8 protein-coding genes and 3 rRNA genes are annotated in these 17,518 nt (G+C 66.9%); 3 read left to right on the plus strand and 8 right to left on the minus strand.

All coding sequences use genetic code 11. The features are described 5' to 3' along the window. Positions 1-77 precede the first annotated feature (77 nt). The 5 genes from C4J65_RS03650 to C4J65_RS03670 form a co-directional block, all read right to left on the minus strand. Positions 78-2,573, minus strand: a complete 2,496-nt coding sequence (locus C4J65_RS03650) for a mannose-1-phosphate guanyltransferase (RefSeq protein ID WP_011027759.1) — start codon at positions 2,571-2,573, stop codon at positions 78-80. 112 nt (positions 2,574-2,685) lie between these two features. Continuing rightward, positions 2,686-3,294: a CDP-alcohol phosphatidyltransferase family protein gene (locus C4J65_RS03655; RefSeq protein WP_115741074.1), complete on the minus strand. Its 609-nt coding sequence runs from the start codon at positions 3,292-3,294 to the stop codon at positions 2,686-2,688. Positions 3,295-3,403: 109 nt separating this feature from the next. Then, positions 3,404-3,520: ribosomal RNA gene (gene rrf, locus C4J65_RS03660) — 5S ribosomal RNA — on the minus strand. An 84-nt stretch (positions 3,521-3,604) separates the two neighbouring features. Continuing rightward, positions 3,605-6,726: ribosomal RNA gene (locus C4J65_RS03665) — 23S ribosomal RNA — on the minus strand. A gap of 281 nt (positions 6,727-7,007) precedes the next feature. Then, a 16S ribosomal RNA gene (locus C4J65_RS03670) occupies positions 7,008-8,534 on the minus strand. The 16S, 23S and 5S rRNA genes sit together here, the layout of an rRNA operon. Before the next feature lie 560 nt (positions 8,535-9,094). Here C4J65_RS03670 and C4J65_RS03675 point away from each other — a divergent pair. After that, positions 9,095-9,544 carry a PTS glucose transporter subunit IIA gene (locus tag C4J65_RS03675; protein ID WP_115741075.1) on the plus strand — a complete coding sequence of 150 codons (450 nt, stop codon included), beginning with the start codon at positions 9,095-9,097 and terminating at the stop codon, positions 9,542-9,544. An 86-nt stretch (positions 9,545-9,630) separates the two neighbouring features. Then, positions 9,631-11,301, plus strand: coding sequence for a phosphoenolpyruvate--protein phosphotransferase (gene ptsP / locus C4J65_RS03680; protein WP_115741076.1), 1,671 nt, complete (start codon positions 9,631-9,633; stop codon positions 11,299-11,301). A 71-nt stretch (positions 11,302-11,372) separates the two neighbouring features. Here ptsP and C4J65_RS03685 read toward each other — a convergent pair whose 3' ends face one another. Both C4J65_RS03685 and C4J65_RS03690 read right to left on the minus strand, forming a co-directional pair. Beyond that, the gene (locus C4J65_RS03685; RefSeq protein ID WP_115741077.1) at positions 11,373-12,275 is read right to left on the minus strand and encodes a hypothetical protein; all 903 of its coding nucleotides are present in this window, start codon (positions 12,273-12,275) and stop codon (positions 11,373-11,375) included. Positions 12,276-12,395: 120 nt separating this feature from the next. Then, positions 12,396-14,372: an acetoacetate--CoA ligase gene (locus C4J65_RS03690; RefSeq protein ID WP_115741078.1), complete on the minus strand. Its 1,977-nt coding sequence runs from the start codon at positions 14,370-14,372 to the stop codon at positions 12,396-12,398. Positions 14,373-14,585: 213 nt separating this feature from the next. On the opposite strand from C4J65_RS03690, the gene C4J65_RS03695 reads away from it, so the two are divergent. Then, entirely contained in the window at positions 14,586-16,964 is a 2,379-nt protein-coding gene (locus C4J65_RS03695) for a glycoside hydrolase family 31 protein (RefSeq protein ID WP_115741079.1), read from the plus strand. Here the strand turns inward: C4J65_RS03695 and C4J65_RS03700 are convergent. Then, positions 16,955-17,491: an NUDIX domain-containing protein gene (locus tag C4J65_RS03700; protein ID WP_115741080.1), complete on the minus strand. Its 537-nt coding sequence runs from the start codon at positions 17,489-17,491 to the stop codon at positions 16,955-16,957. The two genes, C4J65_RS03695 and C4J65_RS03700, sit on opposite strands and share 10 nt — an antisense overlap. Positions 17,492-17,518 lie beyond the last annotated feature (27 nt).

Raw genomic sequence — 17,518 nt, forward strand, 5'->3', positions numbered from 1 at the left:
CTCCGAACGGCCCCACCGGCGTGCCGGACCAGCCCCCTTGGGGACACTTGTCCGGCACGCGCGCGTGCGGTGTGTTCTCAGCGGCCCGCGCTGTCCACCACCGCGGCCCACTCGTCCAGCAGCGCCTGCGCGGAGGCGTCGTCGGGGCCCTCCGCCCACAGATGCGTGACCGCCTCCGCGGGGTCGGGCAGGACCATCACCCAGCGCCCGTCGGTCTCGACCACGCGTACCCCGTCCGTGGTGTCCACGAACCGGTCTCCGGCCGCCTCGACGACCCGCCGCATCACCAGGCCCTTGACCGCCCACGGCGTGGCCAGATCACGCTTGAGGACGTGCGCCCGCGGGATCCGCGCGTCGATCTGGCTCAACGTGAGCTGCGTGCGTGCGACCAGCCCGATCAGCCGCACGAAGGCCGCCGTGCCGTCGTAGACACTGCTGAACTCCGGGACGATGAAGCCGCCCTTGCCGTCGCCGCCGAAGATCGCACCCTCCTCGCCCCCCACCCGCGTGAGGTCGTCCGGGGAGGTGGTCGTCCACTCGACCTGCGTGCCGTGGTACGCGGCGACCTGCTCCGCGATCCTGGTGGTCGTCACCGGGAGCGCGACCCGGCCGCTGCGCCGCTCGGCCGCGATCAGGTCGAGCATCACCAGCAGCGCCCGGTCGTCCTCGATGATGCGGCCCTTCTCGTCGACGAGCGACAGCCGTTCACCGACCGGGTCGAAGCGCACGCCGAACGCGGCCCGCGAGGACGCCACGATCTCCCCTAGGCGCACCAGACCGGACCGCCGCATGTCGGCCGATTCGGTGGGCCTGGCCTCGTCGAGACCGGGATTGATCGTCAGTGAGTCCACACCGAGCTTCCCGAGCAGGCTCGGCAGCACCAGCCCCGCGCTGCCGTTGGAGGCGTCGACGACCACCTTGAGCCCGGACTCGGCGATGCCGGTGATGTCGACGTTGCGCAGCAGGGACCCGGTGTACGAGTCGAACACGCTGGACGGGAAGTGCAGGTCGCCGATCTCTCCCGGGAACGCCCGCCGGTACTCCTGCCGCGCGAACACCCGGTCCAGCTTCCGCTGGCTCCCCTGCGACAGATCGGCGCCCTGGCCGTCGAAGAACATGATGTCGACGGAGTCCGGCACCCCCAGGGTGGTCCGGATCATGATCCCGCCGGCACTGCCCCGCGCGGTCTGCTGCCGCGCCACGGGCAGGGGTACGTTCTCCAGGTCGCGTACGTCGATGGCGCTGGCCTGCAGCGCGGAGATCACCGCCCGCTTCAGCGCCCGGGCACCGCGGGAGTGGTCACGGGCCGTCGTGACGGTCGACCCCTTCTTCAGGGTCGTCGCGTAGGCACCGGCCAGCCGCACGGCCAGCTCCGGCGTGATCTCCACGTTCAGGATGCCGGAGACTCCGCGGGCCCCGAACAGGTGCGCCTGCCCTCGGGACTCCCAGATGACCGAGGTGTTGACGAAGGCACCGGCCTCGATGGTCTTGAACGGGTAGACCCGCACATTGCCCTGGATGATCGATTCTTCACCGACCAGGCATTCATCGCCGATGACCGCGCCGTCCTCGATGCGCGCGGCGCGCATGATGTCGGTGTTCTTACCGACCACGCAGCCCCGCAGGTTGCTGTGCGGTCCGACGTACACGTTGTCGGCGACCACGGCCTTGTGCAGGAAGGCGCCGCTCTTGACGACGACGTTGGACCCGATGACCGTGTGTTCCCGGATCTCGGCGCCGGCCTCGACCTTGGCGTAGTCGCCGACGTACAGGGGCCCGCGCAGCACCGCGTCGGGGTGCACCTCCGCGCCCTCGGCCACCCAGACGCCGGGCGAGATCTCGAAGCCGTCGATGTCGACGTCGACCTTGCGTTCCAGAACGTCGGCCTGGGCCTTCACATAGCTCTCGTGGGTACCGACGTCCTCCCAGTAGCCCTCGGCGACATAGCCGTAGATGGGCTTGCCTTCCTTCATCAGCTGCGGGAAGACGTCACCGGACCAGTCCACGGGCACATCGGGGTCGACATAGTTGAAGACCTCGGGCTCCATGACGTAGATCCCGGTGTTCACGGTGTCCGAGAAGACCTGGCCCCAGGTCGGCTTCTCCAGGAAGCGCTCGACCTTGCCCTCTTCGTCGACGATGGTGATACCGAATTCCAGAGGGTTGGGCACGCGCGTCAGACACACAGTGACGAGCGAGCCCTTTTCCTTGTGGAAATTGATCAGGTCGGTGAGGTCGAAGTCGGTCAGGGCATCGCCGGAAATGACGAGGAAGGCATCGTCCTTCAATGCCTCCTCGGCGTTCTTGACGCTTCCGGCGGTACCGAGTGGCTTCTCCTCGTTGGCATAGGTGAGCTCCATTCCGAGCTCCTCGCCGTCACCGAAGTAGTTCTTGACCAGTGAGGCCAGGAACTGGACGGTCACGACGGTCTCGTTGAGCCCATGCCTTTTGAGCAGCCGAAGTACGTGCTCCATGATCGGCCGGTTGACCACCGGCAGGAGCGGCTTGGGCATGCTCGAGGTCATGGGACGAAGGCGTGTGCCTTCGCCTCCAGCCATCACGACGGCCTTCATGTCGGAAGCGTCCTCCTCTGAGAGACGACGGTTTAGCCGACTTCACCAGTCCAGGGTCCCGCACTTTTCCAGCGTGGGCCATCCGGCCACCGGGACCGCACAATCAGCGAGTTCAATCGGCTGCGGCGTCCGCACGAACCAGGCGGCGGACCTGCACCACGTAGAGAACACCTGCCCACCAATACAGGGTTGTACCCCATCCGGCGAACGCCCATCCGAAGACGGCGGCGAGTGACGCGATCCATCCGCTGCCGTCGCTCAGCAGAAGCAGGGGGAAGGCGTACATGAGGTTGAAGGTGGCGGCCTTGCCCAGGAAGTTCACCTGCGGCGGCGGATAGCCGTGCCGCCGGAGGATGCCCACCATCACCAGCAGCATCGCTTCCCTGGCAAGCAGTACAAGGGTCAACCAGAGCGGGAGAATCTCGCGCCAGGTGAGACCCACCAGGGTGGAGAGGATATAGAGCCGGTCAGCCGCCGGGTCCAGGAGCCGGCCGAGGTTGCTGATCTGATTCCAGCGCCGCGCGAGCTTTCCGTCCAGGTAGTCGCTGATCCCGCTCAGGGCCAGCACCAACAGCGCCCAGCCGTCGCTCTGCGGGCCGCCGAACTCGGGCCGCAGGATGAGCCACAGGAACAGGGGCACGCCGGCCAGGCGCGCCATGCTGAGGATGTTCGGGATGGTGAGGACCCGGTCGGTCTGCACGCGGGTCTCCTGGACCTCCACGCGGGGGCCTCCTGGGGGAAACGAGCCAATGATGCTCACTGACCCTACCTCAACGCAAAAAAGCTCTGACTCTCGGGCTGCATGCCCAAGAGCCAGAGCTCTAAGAGGAGTTCGGCGGCGTCCTACTCTCCCACAGGGTCCCCCCTGCAGTACCATCGGCGCTGTAAGGCTTAGCTTCCGGGTTCGAAATGTAACCGGGCGTTTCCCCTACGCTATGACCACCGAAACACTATGAAACACTCAACCGCACCACGCTGTGGACGTGGGGTTGTTCGTGGTTTCAGAACCAACACAGTGGACGCGAGCAACTGAGGACAAGCCCTCGGCCTATTAGTACCGGTCACCTCCACACCTCACGGTGCTTCCAGATCCGGCCTATCAACCCAGTCGTCTACTGGGAGCCTTAACCCCTCAAGGGGGTGGGAGTCCTCATCTCGAAGCAGGCTTCCCGCTTAGATGCTTTCAGCGGTTATCCCTCCCGAACGTAGCCAACCAGCCATGCCCTTGGCAGGACAACTGGCACACCAGAGGTTCGTCCGTCCCGGTCCTCTCGTACTAGGGACAGCCCTTCTCAAGACTCCTACGCGCACAGCGGATAGGGACCGAACTGTCTCACGACGTTCTAAACCCAGCTCGCGTACCGCTTTAATGGGCGAACAGCCCAACCCTTGGGACCGACTCCAGCCCCAGGATGCGACGAGCCGACATCGAGGTGCCAAACCATCCCGTCGATATGGACTCTTGGGGAAGATCAGCCTGTTATCCCCGGGGTACCTTTTATCCGTTGAGCGACGGCGCTTCCACAAGCCACCGCCGGATCACTAGTCCCGACTTTCGTCCCTGCTCGACCCGTCGGTCTCACAGTCAAGCTCCCTTGTGCACTTACACTCAACACCTGATTGCCAACCAGGCTGAGGGAACCTTTGGGCGCCTCCGTTACTCTTTAGGAGGCAACCGCCCCAGTTAAACTACCCATCAGACACTGTCCCTGATCCGGATCACGGACCCAGGTTAGACATCCAGCACGACCAGACTGGTATTTCAACGACGACTCCACCCACACTGGCGTGCGAGCTTCAAAGTCTCCCAGCTATCCTACACAAGCCGAACCGAACACCAATATCAAACTGTAGTAAAGGTCCCGGGGTCTTTCCGTCCTGCTGCGCGAAACGAGCATCTTTACTCGTAGTGCAATTTCACCGGGCCTATGGTTGAGACAGTCGAGAAGTCGTTACGCCATTCGTGCAGGTCGGAACTTACCCGACAAGGAATTTCGCTACCTTAGGATGGTTATAGTTACCACCGCCGTTTACTGGCGCTTAAGTTCTCAGCTTCGCCCCACCGAAATGGAGCTAACCGGTCCCCTTAACGTTCCAGCACCGGGCAGGCGTCAGTCCGTATACATCGCCTTACGGCTTCGCACGGACCTGTGTTTTTAGTAAACAGTCGCTTCTCGCTGGTCTCTGCGGCCACCCCCAGCTCACGGAGTAAATCCGGTCACCGAGTGTGGCCCCCCTTCTCCCGAAGTTACGGGGGCATTTTGCCGAGTTCCTTAACCATAGTTCACCCGAACGCCTCGGTATTCTCTACCTGACCACCTGAGTCGGTTTAGGGTACGGGCCGCCATGAAACTCGCTAGAGGCTTTTCTCGACAGCATAGGATCATCCACTTCACCACAATCGGCTCGGCATCAGGTCTCAGACTATTGCCAGGCGGATTTACCTACCTGACGTCCTACACCCTTACCCCGGGACAACCACCGCCCGGGATGGACTACCTTCCTGCGTCACCCCATCACTCACCTACTACAGGTCTGGATCATCGGCTCCACCACTCCCCATCACTCCGAAGAGATCAAGGGCGGCTTCACGGACTTAGCATCGCCTGGTTCAATGTTTGACGCTTCACAGCGGGTACCGGAATATCAACCGGTTATCCATCGACTACGCCTGTCGGCCTCGCCTTAGGTCCCGACTTACCCTGGGCAGATCAGCTTGACCCAGGAACCCTTAGTCAATCGGCGCAAACGTTTCTCACGTTTGTATCGCTACTCATGCCTGCATTCTCACTCGTGAACCGTCCACAACTCGCTTCCGCGGCTGCTTCACCCGGCACACGACGCTCCCCTACCCATCACAGCCGGCGTTGGCCGTATTGCTGCAATGACACGACTTCGGCGGTACGCTTGAGCCCCGCTACATTGTCGGCGCGGAATCACTAGACCAGTGAGCTATTACGCACTCTTTCAAGGGTGGCTGCTTCTAAGCCAACCTCCTGGTTGTCTGTGCGACTCCACATCCTTTCCCACTTAGCGTACGCTTAGGGGCCTTAGTCGATGCTCTGGGCTGTTTCCCTCTCGACCATGGAGCTTATCCCCCACAGTCTCACTGCCGCGCTCTCACTTACCGGCATTCGGAGTTTGGCTAAGGTCAGTAACCCGGTAGGGCCCATCGCCTATCCAGTGCTCTACCTCCGGCAAGAAACACACGACGCTGCACCTAAATGCATTTCGGGGAGAACCAGCTATCACGGAGTTTGATTGGCCTTTCACCCCTAACCACAGGTCATCCCCCAGGTTTTCAACCCTGGTGGGTTCGGTCCTCCACGACCTCTTACAGCCGCTTCAACCTGCCCATGGCTAGATCACTCCGCTTCGGGTCTTGAGCGTGCTACTGAACCGCCCTGTTCGGACTCGCTTTCGCTACGGCTTCCCCACCCGGGTTAACCTCGCAACACACCGCAAACTCGCAGGCTCATTCTTCAAAAGGCACGCAGTCACGAGGATGGAGCAAGCTCCACCCCGACGCTCCCACGGCTTGTAGGCACACGGTTTCAGGTACTATTTCACTCCGCTCCCGCGGTACTTTTCACCATTCCCTCACGGTACTATCCGCTATCGGTCACCAGGGAATATTTAGGCTTAACGGGTGGTCCCGCCAGATTCACACGGGATTTCTCGGGCCCCATGCTACTTGGGTGTCTCTCAAACGAGCCGCTAATGTTTCGACTACGGGGGTCTTACCCTCTACGCCGGACCTTTCGCATGTCCTTCGCCTACATCAACGGTTTCTGACTCGTCTCACGGCCGGCAGACCGTAAAAGAGAGATCCCACAACCCCGCACACGCAACCCCTGCCGGGTCTCACACGTATACGGTTTGGCCTCATCCGGTTTCGCTCGCCACTACTCCCGGAATCACGGTTGTTTTCTCTTCCTGCGGGTACTGAGATGTTTCACTTCCCCGCGTTCCCTCCACACTGCCTATGTGTTCAGCAGCGGGTGACAGCCCATGACGACTGCCGGGTTTCCCCATTCGGACACCCCCGGATCAAAGCCTGGTTGACGACTCCCCGGGGCCTATCGTGGCCTCCCACGTCCTTCATCGGTTCCTGGTGCCAAGGCATCCACCGTGCGCCCTTAAAAACTTGGCCACAGATGCTCGCGTCCACTGTGCAGTTCTCAAACAACGACCAACCACCCATCACCCCGGAACCTACATCCCGAGTGCACTGGGGCCGGCAACTGAAAGCAGGCCAACGGCCGTACCCTCAGATACCCAACAGCGTGCCCGACACGAACCCCTCTCCGAGACCACGTTCCACGCCGAAGCAGTACTAGTGATCCATCAAGAAGACCCGTGCCGAGTAGTCAACGTTCCACCCATGAGCAACCGTGCAGAACATTTGTCTGCAGTCGGCCATGTGCTCCTTAGAAAGGAGGTGATCCAGCCGCACCTTCCGGTACGGCTACCTTGTTACGACTTCGTCCCAATCGCCAGTCCCACCTTCGACAGCTCCCTCCCACAAGGGGTTGGGCCACCGGCTTCGGGTGTTACCGACTTTCGTGACGTGACGGGCGGTGTGTACAAGGCCCGGGAACGTATTCACCGCAGCAATGCTGATCTGCGATTACTAGCGACTCCGACTTCATGGGGTCGAGTTGCAGACCCCAATCCGAACTGAGACCGGCTTTTTGAGATTCGCTCCACCTTGCGGTATCGCAGCTCATTGTACCGGCCATTGTAGCACGTGTGCAGCCCAAGACATAAGGGGCATGATGACTTGACGTCGTCCCCACCTTCCTCCGAGTTGACCCCGGCGGTCTCCCGTGAGTCCCCAACACCCCGAAGGGCTTGCTGGCAACACGGGACAAGGGTTGCGCTCGTTGCGGGACTTAACCCAACATCTCACGACACGAGCTGACGACAGCCATGCACCACCTGTACACCGACCACAAGGGGGGCACCATCTCTGATGCTTTCCGGTGTATGTCAAGCCTTGGTAAGGTTCTTCGCGTTGCGTCGAATTAAGCCACATGCTCCGCCGCTTGTGCGGGCCCCCGTCAATTCCTTTGAGTTTTAGCCTTGCGGCCGTACTCCCCAGGCGGGGCACTTAATGCGTTAGCTGCGGCACGGACAACGTGGAATGTTGCCCACACCTAGTGCCCACCGTTTACGGCGTGGACTACCAGGGTATCTAATCCTGTTCGCTCCCCACGCTTTCGCTCCTCAGCGTCAGTATCGGCCCAGAGATCCGCCTTCGCCACCGGTGTTCCTCCTGATATCTGCGCATTTCACCGCTACACCAGGAATTCCGATCTCCCCTACCGAACTCTAGCCTGCCCGTATCGACTGCAGACCCGGGGTTAAGCCCCGGGCTTTCACAACCGACGTGACAAGCCGCCTACGAGCTCTTTACGCCCAATAATTCCGGACAACGCTTGCGCCCTACGTATTACCGCGGCTGCTGGCACGTAGTTAGCCGGCGCTTCTTCTGCAGGTACCGTCACTTTCGCTTCTTCCCTGCTGAAAGAGGTTTACAACCCGAAGGCCGTCATCCCTCACGCGGCGTCGCTGCATCAGGCTTTCGCCCATTGTGCAATATTCCCCACTGCTGCCTCCCGTAGGAGTCTGGGCCGTGTCTCAGTCCCAGTGTGGCCGGTCGCCCTCTCAGGCCGGCTACCCGTCGTCGCCTTGGTGAGCCATTACCTCACCAACAAGCTGATAGGCCGCGGGCTCATCCTGCACCGCCGGAGCTTTCGAACCTCGCAGATGCCCGCGAGGGTCAGTATCCGGTATTAGACCCCGTTTCCAGGGCTTGTCCCAGAGTGCAGGGCAGATTGCCCACGTGTTACTCACCCGTTCGCCACTAATCCCCACCGAAGTGGTTCATCGTTCGACTTGCATGTGTTAAGCACGCCGCCAGCGTTCGTCCTGAGCCAGGATCAAACTCTCCGTGAATGTTTACCCGTAATCGGGTGACACCACGAGAGCGGAACAGTCGGAGGAATAATCCGACCGTTCACAGCGTCCTCGCTGTTGTGTTACTTCAAAGGAACCTCAACCCGAACGGAAATCCGATCAGGTCGGGGTATCAACATATCTGGCGTTGACTTTTGGCACGCTGTTGAGTTCTCAAGGAACGGACGCTTCCTTTGTACTCACCCTCTCGGGCTTTCCTCCGGGCGCTTCCCTTCGGTGTTTCCAACTCTATCAGGCTTTCCCGATGCTCTTGACCACCGTCCTGCGGGCATGCAGAAGGCGATCCAGCGATAGGATCTGACGAGTTGGATGCTGCCGAAGCGAGGACGCCTTGCTACGCATCGCTCAACCCCAGGCAGGAGTAACGACTGTACACGGGGCCGCGGAACGGGTGCAAATCCGTGAGGAGTGTGGTCTAGACCTCTAAACGGAACACTCATGCGGAACCGGTACTTCCTATGACATACCCTGCTGCTCAGTGTGCCGTCCGGGACAAGGCAGTGACGGCCCGTACAGATCCCCGCCCTGGGAGGCTTCCCATGACCACCGTCTCGTCCCCGCTCGCAGGACGCGCCATCGGCCTCGCCGCCGTGCCCGATCCCGTCTTCTCCGGGGCCATGGTCGGCCCGGGCACCGCCATCGACCCCGTGCGGGAGCCCTCCGAGGCAGTCGCTCCGGTCGACGGCGTCATCGTTTCCCTGCACCCCCACGCCTTCGTCGTCGTCGACGAGAGCGGGCACGGCGTGCTGACCCATCTCGGCATCGACACAGTGCAGCTCAATGGCGAGGGGTTCGAACTGCTCGTGAACAAGGGCGACACCGTTGTACGGGGTCAGGGCGTGGTGCGCTGGGACCCGGCCGCGGTCGAGGCCGCGGGCAAGTCGCCGATCTGTCCGATCGTGGCCCTGGAGGCCACCGCCGAGGCGCTCACGGACCTCCGTGAGGACGGCGACGTGAAGGCCGGCGAGAGTCTCTTCCTCTGGAAGTGACGTCCGTGCCGTCTCACGGCGGCATCGACTGCTGGTAGGACAACCACCGCGGCGGCGGGACCCGCCGCACTATCGGGACGGGTGAGATGGAGACAACGCTGCGAGGCGTCGGTGTGAGCCACGGTGTGGCGATCGGCGAGGTTCGGCACATGGGGACGGCGGTTCTGGAGCCGCCGGCGAAGCAGATTCCGGCTGAGGACGCGGAGCGCGAGCAGGGTCGCGCCCGCAAGGCCGTGGAAGCTGTGGCGGCCGATCTGATGGCGCGCGGCAATCTGGCCGGCGGCGAGGCGCAGGCCGTGCTCGAGGCGCAGGCCATGATGGCCCAGGACCCCGAGCTGATGGCCGACGTCGAGCGGCGGATCACCGTCGGGAGCACGGCCGAGCGCGCCGTGTACGACGCCTTCGCCGCCTACCGCGCCCTGCTGGCAGGTGCCGGCGAGTACCTGGCCGGCCGCGTGGCGGACCTCGACGACGTGCGGAATCGTATCGTCGCCCGTCTGCTCGGGGTTCCGATGCCGGGCGTTCCGGACAGCGACGAGCCGTACGTCCTCATCGCGCGGGATCTGGCGCCTGCCGACACCGCGCTGCTCGACCCGACGCTCGTCCTGGGCTTCGTCACCGAGGAGGGCGGACCGACCAGTCACAGCGCGATTCTCGCGCGGGCGCTCGGCGTGCCTGCCGTGGTGGCCCTGCCGGGCGCCGGTGAGATTCCCGAGGGCACCGTCGTGGCGGTCGACGGAAGCACCGGTGAGATCTTCGTGAATCCCGCCGAGGAGAAGAAGGCACGGCTGGCGGCCGAGGCCGCCGAGCGCAAGGCCGCGCTGGCCGCCGCGACGGGTCCGGGGGCGACCTCGGACGGTCACAAGGTGCCGCTGCTGGCGAACATCGGTGGTCCCGCCGACGTACCCGCGGCGGTCGAGGCCGGCGCGGAGGGGGTCGGTCTGTTCCGGACCGAGTTCCTCTTCCTCGACGACAGCGAGCACGCGCCGTCGGAGGAGAAGCAGGTCACCGCCTACCGCCAGGTGCTGGAGGCCTTCCCGGAGGGCCGGGTCGTCGTGCGGGTGCTGGACGCCGGCGCTGACAAGCCGCTGGACTTCCTCACCCCGGGCGACGAGCCGAACCCCGCTCTCGGCGTGCGGGGTCTGCGGACGCTGCTCGACCACCCGGACGTGCTGCGGACGCAGCTGACGGCGCTGGCGAAGGCGGCGGAGGGGCTGCCGGTCTACCTCGAGGTCATGGCGCCGATGGTGGCGGACCGGGCGGATGCCAAGGCGTTCGCGGACGCCTGCCGCGAGGCCGGGCTGCGGGCGAAGTTCGGCGCGATGGTGGAGATCCCGTCGGCCGCGCTGCGGGCGCGCTCCGTGCTGCAGGAGGTGGAGTTCCTGTCGCTGGGGACGAACGACCTCGCGCAGTACACCTTCGCCGCCGACCGTCAGGTGGGTGCGGTGTCGCGGCTGCAGGACCCGTGGCAGCCGGCGCTGCTCGACCTGGTCGCGCTGTCGGCCGAGGCGGCGAAGGCCGAGGGCAAGAGCTGCGGTGTCTGCGGCGAGGCCGCTTCGGATCCGCTGCTCGCGTGTGTGCTGACCGGTCTCGGTGTCACCTCCCTGTCCATGGGTGCGGCGTCGCTGCCGTACGTGCGGGCGACGCTGGCGAAGTTCACGCTGGCACAGTGCGAGCGTGCCGCGGCCGCCGCCCGCGCTGCGGAGAGCGCCGAGGAGGCGCGGAACGCCGCGCAGGCGGTGCTGTCCGGCGAGTAGGGCCGGTGCGGTCTGCCGCTCAGGCTGCGGTGCGGGGCGTTCCACCTTCGGGTGGGGCGCCCCGCCCGCGTTCAGTGGTGGTGTCCCGGTGGGAGTCGGTCGGCTCCGAGGTCGGGCGGTGCGCAGTAGTCGACGTTGGATTCCGGGGAGATGAGGTCGCCGGACTCGGCATCGGTGCAGTAGGCGTCGAAGACCTGGGCGGCGGTGAGGGGTTCGAGGCCGTATCCCCGCAGGCTCCAGCCGTGGATGCGGTCGGGGCCGCCCGGGGCGCTGATCCGCATGACGAGTCCGCCGGGGCTGTGCGTCGCCAGGCCGAGAGCGAGGACGCTGGTGAACTCCAGGCCCTCGGCCTCGTCGATGTGCGGGGTGCCGTCGGTCTCCTCGTCGACGAGGAGGACGGAGACGAGGGTCTCCTGCGGATGGCCCGAGACGCTGCAGACCAGGTGCCGGCTGCCCGGTGGTGCCGTTTCGAGAACGCGGCGCAGGAGGCCGGAGGCCCGGGTGAAGGCGGCGCGGCCGAGGTCTTCCCCGCAGGTGGCGCAGTTGCCGAGGCGGGCGAGGAGGGTCGAGGTGTACTCCCAGGTGGCCTGGCGGACGGCTTCGTCGACCAGGGCCGGGAGCAGGTCGGTGAGGGGCTGGCCCGCATAGGGCACGGTGGGGCCGTGGGTGGCCAGTTCGGCGGTGAACCGGGCGCGGCTGGCGGAGGCGTCGGCGTCGAGGCCGGCCGCCGTGCAGAAGTCCGCGTACTCGTCCGGGTCGAAGAGCGCGACCGTGGTGTGGGTGCCCTGGGCAGCGCGGGCCCTGAGCAGGGATTCCACCTGGCGGAGGTAGGCGGTGTGGTCGTGGAAGGTGAAGCTGCGGTAGCGCCGCATGGCGCGGAAGTCGTGTTCGTCGGTGAGCAGTCCGATGGTGCCCGCGATTTCGCGGCGCAGGACGCGTCGCATGGTCTGGTCGGTCTGGTCGGTGTGCGCCATGTTTCCCCCTGAGCACGGTCGATCAATGCTCACTCACAGTAATCGACGGCACTGACAACGGGGCCGGGCGGGCGCGGGGAGCCGGCCGCGCCCGGGGCGGCCGGCTCGTCGGCGTGCTGGTCAGGAGCGTTTGCGGGCGAGGTCCTCGTAGAAGTGGAGCAGGTCGAGGTTGTCGATGGAGCCGGGGTTGACGGCCTTGTCGAGCGGGGTGCCCTGGAGGAGGCGCTTGACCGGGACCTCGATGCGTTTGCCGGTGAGGGTGTGCGGGATGCCGGGGACCTCGATGACCTCGTCGGGGACGTGGCGCGGGGACAGGTTCGCGCGGATGGTCCGCTTGATGCGGTCGAGGAGGGCGTCGTCGAGGGCGGCGCCGGGGGCCAGGTGCACGAAGAGGGGCATCCAGTAGCCGCCGTCGGGCTGTTCGATGCCGATGACGAGGGATTCCCTGATCTCGGGGAGACGCTCGACGGCCTCGTAGATGTCGGCCGAGCCCATGCGCACGCCCTGCCGGTTGAGGGTGGAGTCGGAGCGGCCGTGGATGACCACGGAGCCGCGGGAGGTGAGGGTGATCCAGTCGCCGTGCCGCCAGACGCCGGGGTAGGTGTCGAAGTAGCTGTCGTGGTAGCGGCTGCCGTCGGGGTCGTTCCAGAAGCGGATCGGCATCGAGGGCATGGGGTTGGTGACGACCAGCTCGCCGACCTCGTCGGTGAGGGGGTTGCCGCTCGGGTCCCAGGACTGGAGGTCGGTGCCGAGGCCGGGGGCCTGGAGTTCGCCGATGTGGACCGGGAGGGTGGGGACCGCGCCCGCGAAGCAGGAGCACACGTCGGTGCCGCCGCTGACGGAGGCGGTCCACAGGTCGGCGCCGCTCGCGGCGAACTCGTCGTGCAGCCAGCGGAAGCCGTCGGGCGGGAGCGGGGAGCCGGTGGTGGCGACGCACTGGATCCCGGAGAGGTCCAGGTCGCGGGCCGGGTGGACGTCGGCCTTGCGGCAGGCCATGACGTAGGCGGCGGAGGTGCCGAAGAGGGTGGCGCCGGTGCGTTCCGCGATGCGCCACTGGGCGTCGGTGGCGGGGAAGCCGGGGCTGCCGTCGTAGAGGACGATCGTGGTCCCGGTGAGCAGGCCGGAGACGAGGAAGTTCCACATCATCCAGCCGGTCGAGGTGTACCAGAAGAAGCGGTCCCCGGGGCCGAGGTCGCAGTGCAGGCCGAGTTGCTTGAGGTGCTCGACGAGGATGCCGCCCTGGGACTGGACGATGGCCTTGGGCAGGCCGGTGGTGCCGGAGGAGTAGAGCACCCACAGGGGGTGGTCGAAGGGCACCTGCTCGAAGACCGGTTCCGTGTCCGCGGCGGTCAGGGTCTCCCAGTCCAGCGCGCCGTCGGGGGCCTCGGTGCCGAGGAGCGGGATGTGGATCACCGCGCGCAGGGTGGGCAGTTCCCGGCGGAGTTCGGCGACGGTGTCGCGGCGGTCGTGTTCCTTGCCGCCGTAGCGGTAGCCGTCGACGGTGAACAGGACCACGGGTTCGACCTGCTGGAAGCGGTCCAGAACGCTTCGGGCGCCGAAGTCGGGCGCGCAGGAGGTCCAGACGCCGCCCACGGCGGCGGTGGCGAGGAGGGCGACCACGGCCTGCGGGATGTTGGGGAGGTAGCCGCTGACGCGGTCGCCGGGGCGTACGCCGAGGGCGCGCAGTTCGGCGGCGAGGGAGCCGACCTGGCGGCGCAGTTCGGCCCAGGTGACGGGGGCCGGCTCGTGGGTCTCGTCGACGTACAGGAGAGCGGGTTCGTCCGGGCGGGTGTCGGCCGCGCGCAGGGCGTGTTCGGCGTAGTTCAGCGTGGCGCCGGGGAACCACTGGGCGCCGGGCATGGTCCGGTCGCCGAGTACGCGCGCGTAGGGGGTGGAGAAGCGGACGTCGAACCACTCCGTGACGGCTTTCCAGAAGGTGTCCAGCTCGTCGACGGACCAGCGGTGCAGGGCGGCGTAGCCGCCCTCGGCGGGGGCTCCGTGGTGCTCGGCCGCCCAGGCCTGGAACCTGGTGATGCGTGCCTGGGCGATGCGTTGCGCATCCGGCTGCCAGAGCGGCTGGGCGTTCTCGGTCGACATGGGGCGGCTCCCGGACTGTGCGCGTCGTGTGCGTCCTCCGCGCACGGGCTGGGGTGTGCGCGTGACGCGGCTGACAGGGACGATGCCATGTGATCGACTTCCGCACCAGGGCGCGCCACACATAGTCGGTGACATGAAGATGTGGTCCGGTCACGGGTGAACGGCAGTTGAACGACGCCTCCGGGCGCGGCGGTCGATGGCAGGGTGAGCAGCATGGACGGTCGTGACCTGGTGCGTTCGATGAAGACGGTCGGTTCCGTGGGGGTGGCGCAGGGGTTGCGTACGGTACGGGCGGCGTGGCGCAGGCGGAGCGCGGATGCGGCCGGGCTGCCGCCGCGGGGTGCGGAGCGGGCGCGGGTGCCGGGTCCGCTGCGGGAGGTGGAGCCGGGTCTCGGGGGCGGTGTCCTCCGGTTCGGCCGCTCGGAGCTGCGCGTTCTCGTGGCGGTGAACGGAGCCGTCTTCTGGGGGTGGGACGGGGCCGGTCCCGAGCCTTCGTACGCGTTGACGGGCCGCTGTCCGGAGCCGGATCCGCGGGCGGTGCTGGAGCCGGACAAGGACGGCGGCTGGCGGGTGGTGGCGGAGCGCGCCACGGTGGCCGTGTCCCGGCACGGCGCGGTCGAGGTGCGTACGCCGGGGGGTGTGGTCCTGCGCCGTGAGCTGCCGCCCCGCTGGTGGGAGCCGGTCGGCGGCGGTCCTGCGCGGTGGACGCAGCGGTCGGAGGTGGCGGCCGACGCCCGGTTCTTCGGGCTCGGCGGGCGGTCGGCGGGTCCGCGGCTGCGCGAGGGCACGTACCGGCTGTGGAACACCGGTCCCGGCCTGCCCTTCGCCTCCGCCGAGGGCGCGTCGTCCGTCACGATGCCGGTGCAGCTGGTGGTGGCGGACGCCGGGACGCACCTGGTCTTCCACGACAGCACGTGGGACGGCACGGTGGCGTTGCGGGAGGGTGAGGAGGGGGCCGGGTCGGGGCACGACCGGCCGGGGCGGAGCGTGCTGCGGATGGACGGCGGTCCGCTGCGGTGCTGGGTGACGGTGGGTACTCCCGCGCGCGTGCTGCTGGCCTGGGCGTCGCTGACCGGGGCGCCCTCGCTGCCGCCGGCGTGGGCGCTCGGGCATCATCACGCGCTGTGGGGTTCCGGCGACGAGCAGGATCTGAGGCGGGTCGTGGCCGGCCATCAGGAGCGGGATCTGCCCCTGGACGCGGTGCATCTGGGCGTCGGGCACGCCGATGCCCGGCGGATGTTCACCGTCGACGAGGAGCGGTTCCCGAAGCTGCCCGTACTCGCCGAGGAGCTGTGCAGGGAGGGCGTCCGGCTGGTGTCGGCCGTGGAGCCGGCGGTTCGGGCCGAACCCGGCGACGTCGTGTACGACGGCGGTGCCCGCGGGGACGTGTTCGTGCGGGATGCGGCCAAGGCGGTGGTCCGGGGTGTGGTGCGTCCGGGGGACGTGGTCTTCCCGGACTTCACGTACGCGCGTGCACGCGCGTGGTGGGGACGGCTCTACGAGGAGCGGCTCGGGCAGGGGTTCGCCGGGTTCTGGCACGATCTGGACGGGCCCACCTCGTTCGCCGTCTTCGGGGAGTCGATGCTGCCGCGGTCGGCCCGGCACGCGTTGGAGGGCCGGGGCGGCGATCACAGGGAGGCGCACAACGTCTACGCGTTGTGCATGGCGCGGGCCGGTTACGAAGGGCTGCGGGCGCTGGCGCCCGAGGAGCGGCCGTTCGTCCTCTCCCGTTCCGGGTGGGCCGGTCTGCAGCGCTACGGCGGCGTCTGGTCCGGGGCCGTGGCCACCGGATGGCCGGGGTTGCGGGCGTCGCTGGCGCAGGTGCTGGGGCTCGGACTGTGCGGGGTGCCGTTCTCGGGACCGGATGTGGGCTGCTCCGAGGGCGATCCTTCCCCGGAGCTGTATCTGCGGTGGTTGCAGCTGGCCGCGTACCTGCCGCTGTTCCGCACCCACGCGGGCCCGCGGGCAGGGCGACGGGAGCCTTGGGAGTTCGGGGCCGAGGTGCTGGAGCACGCGCGCGTGGCGCTCGTCGAGCGGCGACGGCTGCTGCCGTACTTCGTGACGCTGGCGCACCTGGCCCGGCGTACGGGTGCTCCGTGTGTGCGTCCGCTGTGGTGGTCGGCGCCGGAGGACCGGGCGTTGCGGGACTGCGAGGACGCCTTTCTGCTGGGCGACTGTCTGCTGGTGGCCCCGGTGCTCGGTGCCGGGACGGACCGGCGTGCGGTGCGGTTGCCGCGGGGCCGCTGGTACGACGTGGTGACGGAGCGGGCGTACGACGGACCGGCGCAGGTTCTGGTCGACGCGCCTTCGGCGCGGATACCGGTGTTCGCGCGCGCGGGAGCGGTGATTCCGGTGCGGGGAGCGGACGGCGCGGCGCAGCTCGAGGTCTGGGCGCCCGCGCCGGGGCGGACCGGCGGTGGGCTGGTCGTGCCGGACGCGGGCGACGGCTGGGTGGAACCGGAGATCGAACGGTACGTGTCCCGCTGGGAGGGGCGGCGGGTCGTCGTGGTGCGGGAGGGCGAGGACGGTCTGAGCGAGCCGTCCTGCCCGGTCCGCGTCCGTGGGCTCGCTGAGCGTCCGGCTCAGATGTAGCGGCCCTCGAAGAAGGCGCGTACGGCCCTGGTGTGGAGCGGGAACGCGAGCTCTTCCGACCTGCGCAGGAGGTGCCACCCCTGGGTTTCGTCCGTGGCGGCCGAGGGCGGCAGGCCCTCGGCCGGCCGCTCGGGCAGCAGCCCGAAGAGGAGCAGGTGGCCGTCGGGCGAGCTCATGGCGTCGGCGAGCCGTACGTCGCGGCTCGCGGCGTCGATGCCGGTCTCCTCCTTGAGCTCGCGGACGACGGCCTGTCGCCAGTCCTCACGGTCGTCGATGTAGCCGCCGGGCAGGGCGACGCCGCCGCGCGCGGGGGGAACGGTGCGGGTGATGACGACCAGGGCGGTGCCCTGGGTGTCGTACACGGGCTGGAGGGCCACCGCGACCGGCAGCGGGTTTCGGTAGGCCACGGTGCCGCACCCGGGGCAGGTGCGGGGCCAGCCGGAGACGCCCTCTCCGTAGGGCGATCCGCAGCTCGAACAGTGGGAGTCGGCCGCGGAGTTGGGAACGGAGGTTTGAGTTTCGGACACGCGGCGGACTGTATCCGATTTACGGAG

The sequence above is a fragment of the Streptomyces sp. CB09001 genome (assembly GCF_003369795.1).
In the GTDB taxonomy this organism is placed as follows: Bacteria; Actinomycetota; Actinomycetes; order Streptomycetales; family Streptomycetaceae; genus Streptomyces.

Excerpts from the sequence above, each read along its gene's own strand:
- C4J65_RS03695 (WP_115741079.1), top strand. The coding sequence starts at position 14,586 with ATGGACGGTCGTGACCTGGTGCGTTCGATGAAGACGGTCGGTTCCGTG.
- C4J65_RS03690 (WP_115741078.1), bottom strand. The coding sequence starts at position 14,372 with ATGTCGACCGAGAACGCCCAGCCGCTCTGGCAGCCGGATGCGCAACGC.
- C4J65_RS03650 (WP_011027759.1), bottom strand. The coding sequence starts at position 2,573 with ATGAAGGCCGTCGTGATGGCTGGAGGCGAAGGCACACGCCTTCGTCCC.
- C4J65_RS03685 (WP_115741077.1), bottom strand. The coding sequence starts at position 12,275 with ATGGCGCACACCGACCAGACCGACCAGACCATGCGACGCGTCCTGCGC.
- C4J65_RS03675 (WP_115741075.1), top strand. The coding sequence starts at position 9,095 with ATGACCACCGTCTCGTCCCCGCTCGCAGGACGCGCCATCGGCCTCGCC.
- ptsP (WP_115741076.1), top strand. The coding sequence starts at position 9,631 with ATGGAGACAACGCTGCGAGGCGTCGGTGTGAGCCACGGTGTGGCGATC.